Source organism: Mucilaginibacter sp., assembly GCF_025362475.1.
GTDB lineage: Bacteria > Bacteroidota > Bacteroidia > Sphingobacteriales > Sphingobacteriaceae > Mucilaginibacter.
In genome coordinates this window covers 71946-89543 of the sequence record NZ_JANYGH010000014.1, presented here as the reverse complement: position 1 = coordinate 89543, position 17598 = coordinate 71946, and the positions used below count along the sequence as shown (strand labels likewise).

Here is a 17598-nt window from a genome sequence, read left to right as displayed (position 1 = left end):
TTAGGGTACAAAAATTATCAGGCTTTTAAAAGATTAATCGGCCTTTGCCGCCAGGGGCTTATCGCCCATCACAAAAACTAATTTCCCGCCGTTCATTACATTTTGATGACTGATATAATTCTTTAAATAAGGCTTACCATTCAAGCTGATGCTTTGTACATACTTGTTAGTTACTGATAAGTTTTGGGCCACAATAACAAAACTTTTATTGCCGCGTAAGGCAAGGCTGATCCGGCTTAATTGCGGCGCGCCAAATACATACCTTCCATCGGCAGGGTTAACGGGATAAAAGCCCATTGCCGTAAAAATATACCAGGCCGACATTTGCCCGCAATCATCATTTCCCGATAGGCCATCCGGTTTGTTCTGGTAAAACTGATCTGCTATCTGCCTTACCAGCCGCTGGGTTTTAGCCGGATAACCGGCCAGTGTGTATAAATAGGCAATATGATGATTAGGTTCGTTGCCATGCGCATATTGGCCTATCAGCCCGGTGACATCAAGCGTTGAACCTTTGCCAAACACTTTTGAATCCATACTGAACAACGAATCGAGTTTGGCTATGAAGTGCTCCTTCCCTCCCATCAGTTTTATTAGCCCCGGAATATCATGCTGTACCTGCCAGGTATATTGCCATGCGTTTCCTTCGGTATAGTCACCCCCGATAGCCAGTTGCCCGCTATCCAGGTTGGCAAAAGGCTGCACCCAACTACCATCTGCCAGCCTGCCCCGCATCAGACCGGTTGATCTGTCGAACAGGTTTACATAGAACGTTGATCGTTTGTGAAAATAGTTGTAATCTGCCGTTTTGTTAAGAGATTTAGCCAGCTCAGCAGCACACCAATCGTCATAAGCGGCTTCAAGCGTACGGGATACTGCTTCACGTTTTACACTATCTGATGGCAGATAGCCATGCTGCATATAAAGCGACCAATTGTACTTTGGGTTTTTATTGGTAGTGAGTGTGGCTTTTATGGCTTCAAACGCCTGCTCCTTATTAAAACCCTTAATACCCTTCAGGCTGGCGTCTACAATCACAGGTATGGCATGGTTACCTATCATGGCGTAACTTTCCTTGCCAAACAAGGTCCATATGGGCAATAGTTTGGTAACGCTAAAATGCTGCAACATGGTTTCAACCATTTGGCCATCTTTATCAGGGCAAATGAGGGTATAAAGCGGGTGTGCGGCGCGGTAAGTATCCCATAAGGATAGCGTTGAATAATACACTTTATCGGCAGATTGATGTACCCGGCCATCAGCACCACGGTATTTTCCATCCACATCGGCAATGTTATTGGGTTGAATTAACGCGTGATAAATGCTGGTATAAAAGGCTATCTTTTGTTCTTCGGCACCCTCTGATTTTAGTTTGGCGAAGTAGCTTTCCCAAACTTTTGCGGCATCTGTTTTAACCTGTGTAAATGTTTTATTTGCCGTTTCGGCAGCCAGGTTTTTGCGGGCGCCATCGATACTTACAGCCGAGAGACCAACTTTGGCTTCCACCGCCTCGCCGGGATGGGTATCAAAATCAACTACTAAACGGCGATGGGTATCCCCATCAATAAAATGATGACCGGTAAATGGCTTGCTAAACCTCGCCGTAAAAAACACCTTCTTATCTACCCATTGGCTCGAATACGCGTAGCCACTGATAGTGGTTTTGCTATTGATAGTGATATTACCTTCAGATACATGTTCTTTTAATTGTTCGGCATCCTCAACCAAACCACTTTGCATATCTATCAGCAAATGCGATTTGCCGGCTTTGTTGAAAACATAACGGTGAAAGCCAGTGTGAGCCGAAGCCGTAAGCTGCACTTTAATGTTATGATCAGCTAAAACCACCTCGTAATAGCCCGGTGAAGCTTTTTCTGTTTGATGTGAGAAAGCACAGGTAAATTTGACCGGATCATTCCCCTGGAAAGGAAAAAACAATACATCGCCCAGATCAACACCGCCTGTGCCACTTAAGTGGGTATGCGCAAAACCTGTGATAATCCGGTCCTCATACCGGTAACCGGAACAATAATTCCAGCCGAAATTGCCTGTTTCCGGGCTTAACTGAACCAAACCAAATGGCACCGTAGCACCGGGAAAAGTATGCCCTGTTGCTGATGTACCTATAAATGGATTAACATATTTACCATAAGTTTGGGCATAAGCAATAACGCTTGTAAACAAACAGCTGAGTGCCAAAAGTATTTTAAACAAGCTTTTCAATTGCATCATAAACCTGTTATTAATGGAACATATATTTTCCGGGGTCAACCAATTTATCGGTAGCAGCCTCCTTTAACAATAACAAATCCTGCATGCGGTTTATATTATCGGCTATATAATATCCGCTTAAATTGTAAACGCCTTTTTTAAGATGCAGCAGCGCTTTTTGAGGTTCAACGTACGTATTTTTATTTTTATATATCACCGGCTTACCATCCAAAAACAAAGCCGGACTAACCTCAAAACCCGAGGTTAATTCATAATCACCGTCGACATCAATTTTTAGGTAGCCGCTCATTTTTACCCAGGTAAGGTCGCCATCGGTAACAGGTAAAACCATTGGATTGGTAGTGTTTACTACCGCGCTTGTTGCAATAACAGTAGTATCCAGTTTGGCGAAATTGGTTTCTTTGCTTTTTATGAGTTCATAGCCTAAGCCGGGGATTAGTCCTGCCTGGTCAACATTACTTGCGGTAATGTTGGCGTGCTTTATAGTTGCCACCTGGAAAATGTGTTGCTTATTCAGGGTCCAGGTAGTGTAGGTTTTTAGCACTAAACTATCTTTAAGCATAGCACTGATATTAACGGGAAATCCCTGTGCCTTTGCGTTGCTATCGGGCATTTTACCGTTAACGGAGTAGCGTATTTGTGCACCCAACAAAGGGTATTGAAGTACCAGCCCAAACTGGTTGCTATTGGTAACAATATTGTCCATACCTACAATGTTGGGCAGGCGGGCGTTTAAGTTCCATAATTTAAAGTAGCCATATTGCTGCTTCATTTTATACTCAAAGCGATTGATATTCTTGTTTGCCTTTGACGACCACGTGAGCTCGGCCACGGCCAGCGCACGGGGATAAACCATATACTGGAGGTGTAGTGCATTCGGAACTTTTTCGGCCCAGATATTACCCTGTGCACCTAAAATATATTCGGCCTCCTGCGGACTTAACTCTTTTGACTGCGGCTCATAATTGTAAACCATTTGCCACGTTACCGGTGGATTCCAGCCAACAGGCTCCAGCTCCTCATTGGCCTGCGGCGCATCAAAATACATGTATGGCAATGGTGTCATCACCACATGATGGTGCATTTGAGCCGCTGCAATGCCCCCGGCTTCACCCTGCCAGCTCATTACCGTAGCCGACTCGGCCAGCCCTCCCTGCAAGATCTCGTCCCAACCCACCAGCTTTTTATTTTTGGAGAGCAGGAATTTTTCTATCCTTTTGATGAAGTAGCTTTGTATTTCCTTCTCGTTTTTCAGCCCTTCCTTTTTCATCAGCGCAACGGCAGCAGGGCTTTTCAGCCAGTCTATCATTTCAGCTTCATCGCCCCCTATATGGATGTATTGATTAGGAAAAAGCGCAATCACCTCGGTAAGCACATCTTCCATAAAACCGAAAGTGTGTTCACTGGGATCCAGCATACGCACGCGGTGTTTGGCTCCGGTCGAATCCTGGCAGCCCAGTTCAGGGTAGGCGAATATAGCTGCTTCGCTGTGGCCGGGCATTTCAATTTCGGGTAGTATGGTTACGTACCTGGCTTGCGCATATTTGATCACCTCGCGGATATCATTTTTGGTATAAAAACCATCGCGACCGCCATCAATCAAATTATCCAGCTTGCGAAACTTGCCCTGCTTTTCATAAAAACTAATCTTTGAACCCACCTCGGTTAGTTTGGGATATTTGTCAATCTGGATGCGCCAGCCCTCATCATCCGTTAAATGCCAGTGAAATACATTCAGTTTGTAATGCGCCATTACATCAATGTATTTTTTCACCTCCTCAACCGTAAAAAAATGACGACTAACATCCAGGCTCAACCCCCTCCACTGAAAACGAGGTTCATCGGCAATAGCACATGTAGTTATCTTTAAGGGCGCAATAGCTTTTGCCGGAAGCAGTTGTAGCAGCGATTGCACGCCATAAAACACTCCTGCGCCATTGCCTGCTATTTTAACGCTGCCTGGTTTAACATTAAGGCTGTATGCACCTTCTTTGTTACTCACCATGGTAACCAACTGTATGGCCGTAGCAATCGGTATTTTAGGATAAACCTTCAATTTTAAATTCAGCTTATAATTTGTTGCAAGGTAATCCTGCAGGTATTTACCTACGGCTTCACTTTCTTTATCAACCCCGATAACTGCCTTCCCGCTTAAAACAAACGCGCCTTTTTGCTCCGTTAAATGCAGCGGCTGCGGGATAATATGCAACTGGGCCTTTACAGATACTGATAAACATAGGCTGAAGATTGCGGCTATATATTTTATTTTGAAGCGAATAATGTTCATTTATGAAGTGGCTTAAATTTTAACATTGATCTTTTTGGCGTACAATATCCAAACGGGTATAAATATGATGATAACGGTAAGTATGGCCGATATCAATGATGCATTCTCTGGCGAAAAATTTGGCGTAAGCAGGTGAAAGTACATGTACGACCATACATTGGTTTTATGCCCATTATTCATAACCGGGATAATAGATAAAACTTCGGGAATTACATCGGCCAATACATAAGCAACAATGGCATTACGGCCAAATGCCTGGAAAGGAGGTAACAGTTTTTTATAGCCCTTTACATCAATAAGCCAATAGGAAACGGAAAGAATAATGATAGCCAGCCCCGCGGTGAAGAGTACAAAGGAGCTTGTCCATAATTGTTTATTGATTGGGAAAAACAGGTTCCATATTAAACCGGCAATCACCAGTAATACGCCTGTTCCGGTGAGTTTAAAGATCTCCTTAGTATTTTTAAGTTTATCGCTTTTGAGCCAGGTACCTGTAAATACCCCCAATAAACAGGTAGCTATGGCGGGAATAGTTCCCAGCAAACCTTCGGGATCCCAGGTTTTTGATTGCGCCCACAGATGGTTACTGGTAAAAACAATTCTATCAATATAAGCTCCCAAATTGGTTTCCTTTTCTAAATTAGGATGATCAACGCCTGGTACCGGAACAAACGTCATTATTAAATAATAGCCTATTAAACAGCTGGCCGCAATAATAATTTGTGTGCGGGTACTGGTTTTCAGGTACATTATAGCCGTGATGCCAAAAACTACTCCTATTCGCTGCAATACCCCTGGAAAACGCAGGTGAGCAAACTGAAAATTGCTGATGAGCGGTAAACAAATGCCCAATAATACAATGATAAGAGAACGACGCAAAATGGAAAGGATCACTTTGTTGTGATTGACTTCATCCGCTTTTTTTGCCTGCATCGCGTAAACGATAGATACGCCTACCATGAACAGGAAGAAAGGAAATACCAGGTCGGTTGGGGTGCAGCCATTCCATTTGGAATGCTCCAGCGGCCAGTAAATATGTCCCCAATCGCCGGGATCATTTACCAGGATCATGGCAGCTACAGTAAATCCACGAAAAAAATCGAGCGAAAGCAGCCTTGGTCTGCTGGTGCTTGTGGCCTTATCGCCAACTACCGTATTTGTCATTTTTTATTTGATCATCAATAGATTAACCCCGGTGAATTAGTTCTTTTTCCCGGTAACTTTAAGGTTATAAACAAAATGATAGGTGCCCGATACAATATTCACTTGTTCGTCATTACCAACTTTTTTAATTTCCGTAATATCTTCTATCGTGTTTATATCAAGTCCACTCTCGGTAATTTGGTCGGTTACTGATGGCAAAACTACCTTAGCTGTGGTATTGGGTGGTATGATAACATCCAAAGTAAATACGCCATTATCTACGCTCCATGCCGACTTAATTTTACCGTACAATGTTTCCAGTTCGGCCTGGGCGCTGGTTAGTTTACCCCCAAGATGCGGCGCGATGATGATCTTGTGAAATCCCGGATCATTTTCATCGGTATTAATACCCGCAATTACCCGGTACGTCCAATCGCCAATGGCACCGTAGGCATAGTGATTAAATGAGTTCATCTCCGGATCTTCAAAAGTGCCATCGGGTTTAATGCCGTCCCATCGCTCCCAAATGGTAGTGGCGCCATTTTTTACCGGGTATAGCCATGAAGGGTACGATTCCTTCCTCAGCAAACCATAAGCTACATCACTATATCCAAACCGGCTTAATACATGGCAAATATAAGGTGTACCCAAAAAGCCGGTTGTTATGTGCTCATCATAATCATCAATATTTTTCACCAATCTTTTCGCGGCCGACTGCCTCAGCTCTTCGGGCAGCATATCAAAGTTAAGTGCCAATACGTAAGAGGTTTGCGTACCGGATATCATGCGCCCATTTGGCGTTACATATTCGCTATTAAATGCTTTTTTGATATTGTAGAGTAATTGCGAGTATTTTTGCACATCATCGCTTTTGCCCAATACTTTGGCGGCATTGATAACCAATTGCGTTGAATGCGCGTAAAACGCCTGCGCTATCAAATTTTTATCGGTAAGGGCAGCGCCATCTTCATAATTGGTGCCGGCATAAAACAGCCAGTCGCCAAAGTGATTCCCGGTATCCCAAAGGTAGCTGCGGCTATGCGCCTGGATATAACCCACCCATGCTTTCATACTTTCATACTGCTCCTGCAAAATCCGTTTATCGCCATAGGCCAGATAAATATTCCATGGGGCAATAGTTGCCACATCGCTCCAGCCCGACGCTGCAGCAGAAGCGCTATCCAGCATACTTGGAATTACATAAGGCACTGCACCATCTTTATGCTGATCAGCAGCAAGGTCTTTTAGCCATTTGGTAAAAAAACCGGCAACATCCATATTGAAGGTTGCGGTACGGCAAAAAGCCTGGGCGTCACCCGTCCACCCCATGCGTTCATCCCGCTGAGGGCAATCTGTAGGTACATCAATAAAGTTTCCTTTTTGTCCCCATTGAATATTATGCTGCAACTGGTTAATAAGCGGGTTTGATGTCGAGAACTTGCCCGTTTGCGCCATATCTGAGTACAATGCATAAGCCGCCAGATTAGTTGAATCAAGCGGACCATCATAGCCAACTACCTTCAAAAACCGGAATCCCTGGAAGGTAAAATGAGGCTCAAAGGTGGCAACACTATCATCCTTAAAAACATAGCTGATCTCCTGTTTGGCAGTGCGCAGGTTTTTAGTGTAAAAATTCCCTTTTTGATCAAGCACTTCGGCATGGAACAGCCGGAGGGTATCGCCCGCTTTTGCTTTAAGTTTAAACTGTACCCAGCCTACCAAGTTCTGCCCAAAATCAACTACCCGCTCGCCGGCTGGTGTAGTAAATACTTTCAGCGGTAAAAATTTTTCATGCTTTTTTACCGTTGGCCCGGCAGTGGCTATCAGATTATCTTTAATAGTTTCATCTGTTTTAACCGTATCCCAAGTAAGGTCGCGATAGGCGGAGTTTGTCCAGCCAGGTTTATCTTTGCGTGCATCGTAAACCTCACCATCAAAAAACGATGAAGACTGGATAGCCCCATAACTTACCTTCCAGCTTTTATCGGAGTTGATGACCTCACGCTTGCCATTGGTATATAATATCTCCAGCTGGCAAAGCAAAGCCAGTTTTTTACCATATACATCCTTTTTACGGTTATATGTATAGCCACGGTACCAACCATCGCCAATGGTTACCCCAACGGCATTACCGCCTTTTAGCAACATGGATGTAACATCATACACGTTGTATTGAATGCGTTTGTTATAGCTTGTCCAGCCGGGTGCAAAATAATCGGCACCTATCTTTTTTCCGTTCAGCTGCGCTTCAAAAACGCCATGTGCGGTTATATACAAATGAGCAGCGCGTACTTTATGCTCCAGTTTAAATGCTTTACGGAACATGGGGGCAGGCCCTCCTGTTGTATCAGACAAATAAGTATCCTGGATCCATTTGGCTGTCCAGTCGGTTGGTTTTAGCAAACCCATTTTCCAGAAATAAACCATACTCCAGGGGCTTACCTGGTTTTTATTGTTCCATACCCTTACCTGCCAGTAAACTTTTTGCCTCGATGTTAGCATCGGGCCACCATAGTAAATTTGTATCGACTGATCTGAGTAAATCCTGCCGGTACCCCATATAATATCTTTGCCTTTGGTTAATGATACCGCGTTACTGCCTACCCTGATTTCATAAGAAGTTTGCTGAATGCCGCGATCCTGGGTCACCAGTTTCCAACCGAGGCGGGGGTTGGCTGCATCAACAGATATTGGATTGGTTTTATATTCACATATCAGTTTATCAACACTAAAAGGAACGGGGACGGGCTGAACCTGAGTATAGCCCCGGGGTTGTAAAAAAAGTAATAAAACGATACTTAAACATGTTTTTTTGAACACGCCTATGAGTTGAGTATAATTCATGCCATTAAATATAGCTTTAGAACGATTTTGTTTTAACGTGCATTACTTTTTTATCGCCAAATTGAGTAAAAATGATGTGGTAATTGCAATACCTGTATATAAACGTAATATAGCCCTGTAAAAGTTTCACAAGGCCACAAATACAGGTGTTAATGTTCTAAGGCTGCTTCATTTGCCGGATATTGGAAAAGCAACCGGATGTTGGTGTAAGCAGCCGGGTTGATAGTCCATGAATCCTTCTTTTCTGCCTTTTCCCTGGCGCCATGGGCTGTCATTACTGCAGCCGCCTTTCCTGTGCGTAAAAGATCAAACCAGCGATGATTTTCAAAGGCTAACTCCACCTGCCTTTCATGCGCGATAGCTGCACGAAACGCATCCTGACCGGAAACATTTAATGCCGGATCTGCATTGCCGACAGACATATGTTCCAAACCGGCGCGTTCCCTTACCAGGTTTAAATATTTAAATGCATCGCCGCCACCCGCAAAACCCTGTTCATTCAAACATTCGGCTAGCATCAGGTAAACATCAGCGTAGCGGTATACCGGGAAATTTTTGCCAGTTACACCTTGCACAGCGCTTGTGGTTTGAAATTTCCTGATAAAGGGTAAATCGATACCATATTCATCAGATGTAAAATCAATTAACGAAGCATCTCTCCTGCTATCGCCCTCTTCATAAGCGTTTACAAGGTCTTGCGTTGGGATATTCCAGCCATTTTGCGCGCCGTTGGCTATTTCGAAGCCGGTTACGTCACTGTCATAATAATCCCAGGGAATAAAAGTATCCATAAAATTGCTGCCCAGTCCGTTGGGGCCTTCAATATACTGGATCTCAAATATCGATTCGGGACCGTTCTCTTTAGTATTATCAAAGTTATCGGCATAATCGGCATTCAGGCTATAAGCGTTTGATGTGATGATATTGCGTAGCAGCGGTATAGCCAGGTCAAACTTCTTTTGAGTCATGTACACTTCGGCAAGCATCGTTTCTGCAGTGCCCTTGGTTACCCTTCCTTTGTTGGCGGCTCCACTATATCTTACCGGTAGTTTGGCAATAGCCACCTGTGCATCAGCAATAATAGCGGCATAAACGGCATTAATATCGGCTTTGGTAGCTACCTTGAAGGCATCACTTACCGATTCTACTTCATTGAGCACCAACGGAACCTGGCCAAACATACGCACCATATTAAAATAATTAAAGGCCCGTAAAAAGCTGGCCTGCCCGGCTATGGTATCTGCAACTGCTGCATTAAGTTTGGCTGCTGGCAGCCTGCTTAAAATAGCATTACACCGGCCAATGCCTGTATAGCTGGCCTCAAAAAAAGCGCCAACCATATCGTTATTGCCCGCTTCCCTGAATTCGTCTATTTCCTCTTTGTTGGTACCGGAGCGATCATAAGGATCAAATTCATAGGAAGTATTATCAGACCGCATTTCGCCCATGGCCCAAAAACTGCCCTTGTATAAACCCTGCAAAGGCGCGTAAGCACCATTTACAGCCTGCGTAAACTGCGCGGGCGTTTTAAAAAAAATGGTTGTATTTTGAGTTCCTGTTGGCTGCAGGTTAAGGTAATCTTTTTTACAGCCGGCTAAACCAATTGCTGCAAGAATAAGAAAAGCATATATGTTAATTTTCATGATTTCAGTTGTTATGGTTTCACCATCGTTCTTTTCAATTCTCATTTTAATTAAAATGTTACGTTGCACCCCAGCGTATAAACCGCAGAAACCGGGTAACCCGTAAAATTCACATTTGGTGAAAGTGAGCGGTTACCATCCTGTCCATCTATGCCAACTTCGGGGTTACCGCCTTTATAACCTGTTATGAGGATGGCATTTTGCGCACTGAAATAAACCCTGAAATTTTTACTGAACCTGGTTTTAAAATTGTAGCCGATATCAATATTCTTAACCGCTAAGTACGAGTTGCTTTCAACCCAGTAGGATGGGTAATAATCGCGGGCCAGGTTGGTGTTTGAAACGGTTGTAGGCAACAACCCATCGCCGGGATTGCTTGCAGAACGCCAGCGATGAATAACAGATTCTTCCACATTAAAAACACCGTCAAGGTTGGTGGTAAACTGTTTGTACATATCAAACACATGCCCGCCTACCGAACCCGCGGAGATAATGTTCATATCAAAGCTTTTGTATGAAAAATGATTATTGAAACCAAATGTAAACTGTGCCCAGGGGTTGCCAATATTGGTTTGGTCGTTACCATCAATTACCCCATCCTTATTAATATCCTTGTACCTGATATTCCCAACCTGCTCACCATCAAAATGCGCGTATTTATCAAGCTCGGCCTGGTTCTGAAATATCCCTTCAAAAATATATCCGTAAAACTGGCCCAGTGGCAAGCCTACCTTAGTGATGCTGGTAGGGTTATCATTGGCCGGCGCATCATATATATACGGGTTTGGGCCTAAACTTAATACTTTGTTGCGGTTAAAGGAGATGTTAAGATCTGTTGACCAATTAAACGCGTGCCCAACAATATTTTTGGTGGTTAAGGTAAATTCCCATCCACGGTTGCGCACATTACCAACGTTTGTTAAAGCTGAGCCATGGCCGGATACAATAGGAATAGGGATGTATTGCAGCATTTTTTGCGTAAAACGGTTGTAGTACTCTGCAATTAAATAAATGCGGCCTTTAAGTAATGAAAGGTCCAAACCGATGTCAAGCTGGCGGGTGGTTTCCCATCCAAGTTCTTTATTTCCAATCAGGTCGGTTTCTGAAGCACCGGGAGCAAGCGCGCCGCCAAATGTATAGTTGGCCGCATCAACAGATGGTATATAGTCATAGTAGCCAACATTGTTGTTACCCGCAAGACCATAGCTGGCGGTAAACTTCAACTGGTCAATAGCTGCTGTTTTAGGAAAAAATGATTCATCAGAAATACGCCAGCCGCCAGATACGGAAGGGAAAGTACCCCACCTGTGCCCCGGGGCAAACCTGGATGAGCCATCACGACGGATAGATCCGCTTAACAGGTATTTATCCTTATACGCGTAGTTCACCCTGCCAATTAAGGAAAGTAAGCGCCATTCTGCATCGGTGGCGCTGGCGGTAATAATAGTTGCATTATTAACCGACCTTATAGCATCATCCGGAAACCCGGTGCCAAAGGTTAAACGATTATGGGAATTTTCCTGCTGGATAGAATAATCGCCCAATACCGTTAAAGTATGGCTACCCCACGTTTTTTTGTAGTTAATACTGTTTTCATTAAGCCAGTTAAAAACATTGCTTGAAGTAAAAGAGCCTACTGCCTTCTGTTGGTTTCCATCGCGATTGGGAACGTTGAAACCACCAAGAAAAGATGGCCTGAAATAATCCTGTGATTTGGTTTGATAGTCGACGCCAAAGGTTGATTTAAAGTTTAAGCCCTTAAGTATTTCCCAATCGGCATAAACATTGGAAAGCACCCTAAATTCATTGCGATTATTGGTTGTATTTACCAACTCACTTACCGGGTTAACATTTTGAAATGTACCGGGCGAGCCAACAACATTGGTATATGATCCATCGGGCTGTTTTACCGGGGTGAGTGGGCTTTCCAGGTAGGCCTGGCTTAAAGCACCCGAAATAAAATGGCCGTCGGTTTCCTGTAAGTTCCTTAAACTATAGGTAGGCGCTATACTAAGGCCAACTGTAAAATTTTTGGCTACATCGGCATCCATATTAGCCTTTAATGAATACCTTTTAAAAGCTGTGTTTATCACAGTGCCCTGCTGGTCAAAAAACCCCAAAGAGAATAACGACCGCATTTTTTCGGTACCATTGGCAATAGTGACATCATAGTTTTGCATGGGGGCAACTCTTGTTACCGCATCAAACCAGTCGGTTCCCACACCCAACGATTTAGGATTTTTGTAAGCGGCGGGGATGGGGTTATTTGTGCCATTAACCGCGTTGGCATCCTGTATTGCTTCTGTTCGCCATTGGGCAAATTCAGATGCTGTCATCATTTTAAGCTTGCTCTTAGGGAGGATGGTTTGTATACCTGTTGACGTATTTACCGTAACACTTGATTCGCCTTTTTTGGCCCTTTTGGTAGTGATAAGGATAACGCCGTTTGCACCACGAGACCCATATATAGCTGTAGATGCAGCATCTTTAAGTACACTGATGCTTTCAATATCATCAGGATTAATAGTGCTTATGGGATTTGAATATTGGTCAAAACCGGGAGAAATTGGAAATCCGTCAACCACATAAAGCGGATCATCACCCGCGCCTACAGAACCCGCGCCACGGATGTTAACAGAAACACCGCCACCCGGGGTACCTGTAACCTGGTTTACGGTAACACCTGCAAGCTGCCCGGCAAGCTTCAGATCAATACTGGCGGCCTTTATCTCTTTGATGTTTCCCATTTTAACGGTACCTATGGCGCCGGTAACATCTTTCCGTTCCTGGTTACCGTAACCAACAACCACAACCTCGCTCATCTGCTGGTTATCTTCCTCAAGAGATATGTTAATGACGGTTCTTTTGCTAACCGGCTCTTCCCTGCTTTTAAAGCCCACGAACCTAAAAACCAATACCGCGTTATCATCAACCTGGATGCTGTATTTACCATCGCCGCCGCTTATTACACCGGTATTAGTTCCTTTAACGGTAATGTTTACACCCGGTAAAGGCTGTTTGGCATTATCAAGTACCTGCCCGGTTACAGTTATCTTATCAGGTACAACCAGCTCTTCATCTTTCTTATTTACAATGATGGTTTTATTATCTATAGTATAAGTAAAAGGCTCGTCTTTAAAGCACATGCGCAGTGCTTCATCAAGTGTGGCGTTTTTTAATGATAGGGTAACAGGTTTGGCCTGCTTAATTTCTTTGTATTTGTAAAAAAAGTAAAAGCCGCTTTGCTTTTCAATAGCGGTAAATACTTTATCAATAGCAGTATTGGTTGTGCTTAACGTTATAGTTTGCGAATAACTTTTAGCGCTAAGCTGTAAACAGCCAATAAAAATCAGAATAACCGTTAACTTCATAGTCAAAAACAGCTTGGAGGTTAGTGTACCGGGGACATAAAATACTTTCCCCCTAAAGTTTAATTGCATAACTTTATTGCGTTTTGGGTTAATGTGTCTGTTAAGAAAACTCAGGAAAAACTTGACCCATACATTTTAACCGGGGGTATTGCAGTACCCCCGGTTTTTTTATAGGTAAGGTAGGTGTAGGGTGTTAATGGAGAGGTCTGTTTTTTTTCATAGGTAAACGATTTAATTTCAAGTGATTGTTATTAATCGATATGGTTAAGGTGATACAATTATCTTTTTGTCTTCTATTTTAAAATGGACATGGCTAAGTTCCAGTATGTGCAATACCTGCGATAGTTTTGCGTTCCGCTCAATTTTGCCCACAAACTCGTCATCGGGCATTTTCCCGGTATAAACTACCTCAATATCGTACCAGCGCGAAAGCTGTTTCATGATATCCTGGATGCCAGAGCGGTTAAATTCAAAAATGCCATTTTTCCAGGCGACGGATCTTTCTGCATCTACATCAACAACCTGGATATTATTCCCTTTTATTATGCCCTGCTGATCTGGTTTTAACAAATTGCTTACTGTACCGGTGGTTAATTGTACAGAACCCTCCAATAGGGTAGTCCTTATGGCATCCTCATCGCTATAGGCATTAATATTAAAGTGTGTGCCTAATACTTTTACATTAAGCGTATTAACATTTACTGTGAATGGTTTTGATGGATTTTTGCTGACCTCAAAATAAGCTTCGCCGGTTAATTCAACATGGCGCTGGTTACCTGTAAAAGCGGTTGGAAATTTAAGAGATGATGCCGCGTTAAGCCAAACTTTACTGCCATCGGGCAATATTACCTGGTACTGGCCGCCACGGGGTGTGGTGATGGTGTTATAGCTCACAACATCATTTTCCGGTGAATTGCTGTCGCTTTCAACCGTATAGATCAACTGCCCGTCTTTAGTTTTTTTAATATTGATGTTACCTTTTTTGGCAAGGGTGCCGATTCTTGCGGAATCGAGCACCACTTTGTCGCCGTTATCTAAGGTTAGGATTGCTCTATTTTTACCAGGATCAACATCGTGCTTAACCGAGGTTTTATTTTGTGCTGTTAAGGGACTTTTAGCAGCGTGTTGAAAGCTGTAATAAACCCCGGCACTGATAAACATGACCACTATAGCAGCGGCAATATTCCGGTAGGCAAAAAGCCTGAATACTTTTGGTTGATCTTGCTTTTTTGATTGCTGAACAGCGCTTTGCAAACGCTGTAACATTTTATCTTCCAGTTGTTGCTTTACGCCAAGTATCCGTTCATCCCAATCTTCATCGGTTTGAAAACTATCAAACAGATCCATTAATAGCTGAATTTCTTCGTCAGAGGCCTCCCCGCTAAGGTACTTATCAATTAACTGTTGAAATTCTCGCTTTTGCACAACCCTGGTTTTTATAGGGAGAGTATAAAAATGGGGACATCCCCTATTGGGAGTAAAAAAAAATTATGGGTTACGTCCCCGGCAACAAAATCACCATCTACAACAACAGGAAACAGCCTAAAGAAGTACGCAATTGTTTTAGTGCTTTGGTCAAATGATTTTCGACGGTTTTGGTGGAGATGTTTAGCCGTGAAGCAATTTGTTTATGACTCAGGTACTCTTCGCGGCTAAGTTTATAAACTTCGCGGCATTTTTGAGGGAGGGCATTTACTGCCGAGCTTACCTGGGCTATTAGTTCTTTGTATTCGATATTTTCATAATCAACGGGTGTTTGCAGCCGATCAAAAAGCGTGTCAAAAACATCGCTGGTTGACATGCTATTGCGTACCTGCCTATACACCTCATAACGGATAGACGCATATAGGTAGGCTTTTAATGATACCGATATTTGAACGCTGCTCCTGTTATCCCAAAGTTTTATAAATAGTTCCTGGATGATATCCTCGCAAGCCTGTTCATCCTTCAAAATATGATAGGCCGATAAATATAACTGTTGCCAATATTTTTTATAAATAGCCGTTAACGCGCCATCATCGCCCGATTTTAATCGATCAATCAGTTGCACATCGCTTATGACTATTTTATCGGCCATCCTAAAAGGGAGTTAATATATCACTGCGCTAAATTTAATAAAAAAATAATTAGCGATTTACTCGTCAAATGAATCATCAATTAACTATCAATTCATTGTCAACCCTTTAAATACCAAAATCAAGCCACTTTTTATAAGCGTTGCGCATACAATGCCCACAGGGGCGGTAGTTTTTTTCTATTGCCTCGGTTTCTGATAAAAAAACACCCGGTTTTTGGCCTTCATCCTTTTACCGGAGCCACAACCGAGTGTACCATATATTTTGAGTTTGGCATTACCCGCCAATTGAATTTCGCCGGTATCAAGCAGGTATTTTAGCCTCCTGCTTCTTGAAAAATTAGTATCACCCAGTGCCAGGTTTTTTATCATTTAGCGTCGTGAAAAATAATGCCCATGCTGCGGCGTTCGCCTTCGGTAATTTCGCCGATGCCATGTTTCATATTTACCCGGTGATATCCCTTGCTTCCCTTTGCAGGCCGGTAATTGGTAGTGAACAATACCATATCACCTTTGGCTGGCTTTAACACCATCGCTCTTGATTGTTCTCTTGGCTTTTGTTCCAGCAAAATAAATTCGCCGCCCTCATAATCCACACCCGGTTCATCCAACACAAATACCGACTGGATTGGAAAAAATACTTCACCGTATAAATCCTGGTGCATGGCATTGTAGCCGCCTTTGGAGTATTGCAATATAAGCGGTGTAGGGCGCAATTGTTCATGCTCATGGCAATGCTGCAACAGTTCATCCAAAGTGCCGGCAAAACGCAGCTCCTTATTCAATAATTCCATCCAGTTATTAGCTATTGGAGCTAAGTGAGGGTAAATACCTCCTCGCAATTGTTGAATAAGGTCCGGCAGCGGATACTTAAAGTACTTATACTCGCCCCGCCCGTAGTGGTGCCGCTCCATCACTACGGTTTTACGGTACAAATTTTCATTAGCATATTGGGCTACCAGGCTACCACACTCACTGGCCGTTAAAACATTTTTAACCAATGCATATCCTTTGCTATCCATTTGGGCTTTAATATCGGCCCAGTTTAAACCGTCAATTCTTTCTTTAATTTCCATAGCCATTTATATTGATACCGGTTGATTTAGCATTGCTGCTTCCCAGCCTATTATGGCCGATTTACGGGTTGAGCCCCAATGGTATTGACCCGACTCGCCCGTGGCCCGGATGACCCTGTGGCAGGGAATCAAAAATGCTACTGGATTGGCCCCTATCGCGCTGCCCACCGCCCTGCTGGCATTGGGGAGTTGTATATTTTGCGAGATATCTCCATAACTGCATAATCCACCCATAGGTATTTTAAGCAATGCCTCCCATACTTTCAGTTGAAAACTACTGCCTTTAAGGTGCAGTTTAATAGCAGGCAATTGCGACCAATCTTTTTTAAAGATAAATAAAGCATCCTGCTGGGCCAGGTCAACTACCTGGGTATAAGTGGCATTGGGAAAGTGTTGTTTTAACTGATCAAGCGCATCGGCATGGTCGTCGGCAAAAGCCATATAACAAATCCCTTTAGGGGTTGATGCTACAATGATATTACCAAACGGACTTTGCGCAAAGCTGTAATTGATGCTCAATTCTTTACCTCCGTTTTTGTATTCGGCCGGGGTCATGCCTTCAATGTTAATAAACAGATCATGCAACCTGCTGGTTCCTGATAGTCCGGTTTCATAAGCGGTATCAAACAAGGTGGCCTGCTTATCCTTCAATATCCCCTTGGCATATTCCAGGCTCAGGTATTGCAAAAACTTTTTAGGGCTGATGCCTACCCAATCGGTAAACAAGCGTTGAAAATGGAAGGGACTTAGATTTACCTTTTCGGCAACCTCATCCAAATTGGGCTGGGCTTTAAAGTTGAGTTTTATATAATTTATTGCCTCGGCAATACGCTCATAATTAATGTTTTCTTGTGTGCTCATCATGTTATTTGTTATTTACACCACAAATGTAGGCTGATAAGGAACGCTATAAAACCCGGAACTTGCT

Annotated in this window: 11 protein-coding genes; all 11 read right to left on the bottom strand. The window is 43.2% G+C overall.

What is annotated here, in order from left to right; all coding sequences use genetic code 11:
- Positions 1 to 33: 33 nt before the first annotated feature.
- The 11 genes from Q0R88_RS05570 to Q0R88_RS05520 all read right to left on the bottom strand — a co-directional run bounded on the left by Q0R88_RS05570 (position 34) and on the right by Q0R88_RS05520 (position 17531).
- Positions 34 to 2232, bottom strand: coding sequence for a GH92 family glycosyl hydrolase (locus Q0R88_RS05570; RefSeq protein WP_295713418.1), 2199 nt, complete (start codon positions 2230 to 2232; stop codon positions 34 to 36).
- A gap of 10 nt (positions 2233 to 2242) precedes the next feature.
- Positions 2243 to 4519 (bottom strand): beta-N-acetylhexosaminidase, encoded by a 2277-nt coding sequence (locus Q0R88_RS05565; protein WP_295713415.1) that lies wholly within the window; start codon positions 4517 to 4519, stop codon positions 2243 to 2245.
- 12 nt (positions 4520 to 4531) lie between these two features.
- A complete protein-coding gene (locus tag Q0R88_RS05560) occupies positions 4532 to 5683 on the bottom strand; it encodes a heparan-alpha-glucosaminide N-acetyltransferase domain-containing protein (RefSeq protein WP_295713412.1) in 1152 nt (383 codons plus the stop codon).
- A 36-nt stretch (positions 5684 to 5719) separates the two neighbouring features.
- Positions 5720 to 8506 (bottom strand): alpha-L-rhamnosidase, encoded by a 2787-nt coding sequence (locus Q0R88_RS05555; protein WP_295713409.1) that lies wholly within the window; start codon positions 8504 to 8506, stop codon positions 5720 to 5722.
- A 149-nt stretch (positions 8507 to 8655) separates the two neighbouring features.
- Positions 8656 to 10149, bottom strand: coding sequence for a RagB/SusD family nutrient uptake outer membrane protein (locus tag Q0R88_RS05550; protein WP_295713406.1), 1494 nt, complete (start codon positions 10147 to 10149; stop codon positions 8656 to 8658).
- Between the two features lie 50 nt (positions 10150 to 10199).
- On the bottom strand, positions 10200 to 13520 hold the full coding sequence (locus Q0R88_RS05545; protein ID WP_295713403.1) for a TonB-dependent receptor: 3321 nt from the start codon (positions 13518 to 13520) through the stop codon (positions 10200 to 10202).
- Between the two features lie 264 nt (positions 13521 to 13784).
- Complete coding sequence (locus tag Q0R88_RS05540) at positions 13785 to 14945, bottom strand: FecR family protein (protein ID WP_295713400.1); 1161 nt, start codon at positions 14943 to 14945, stop codon at positions 13785 to 13787.
- Between the two features lie 97 nt (positions 14946 to 15042).
- Positions 15043 to 15597 (bottom strand): RNA polymerase sigma-70 factor, encoded by a 555-nt coding sequence (locus Q0R88_RS05535; protein ID WP_295713397.1) that lies wholly within the window; start codon positions 15595 to 15597, stop codon positions 15043 to 15045.
- 177 nt (positions 15598 to 15774) lie between these two features.
- On the bottom strand, positions 15775 to 15966 hold the full coding sequence (locus tag Q0R88_RS05530; RefSeq protein WP_295713393.1) for a hypothetical protein: 192 nt from the start codon (positions 15964 to 15966) through the stop codon (positions 15775 to 15777).
- Positions 15963 to 16670 (bottom strand): 2OG-Fe(II) oxygenase, encoded by a 708-nt coding sequence (locus Q0R88_RS05525; RefSeq protein WP_295713390.1) that lies wholly within the window; start codon positions 16668 to 16670, stop codon positions 15963 to 15965. The genes Q0R88_RS05530 and Q0R88_RS05525 overlap by 4 nt, the downstream gene beginning before the upstream one ends.
- Positions 16671 to 16676: 6 nt before the next feature.
- Positions 16677 to 17531 (bottom strand): methylated-DNA--[protein]-cysteine S-methyltransferase, encoded by an 855-nt coding sequence (locus Q0R88_RS05520; RefSeq protein ID WP_295713454.1) that lies wholly within the window; start codon positions 17529 to 17531, stop codon positions 16677 to 16679.
- Positions 17532 to 17598: the final 67 nt, after the last annotated feature.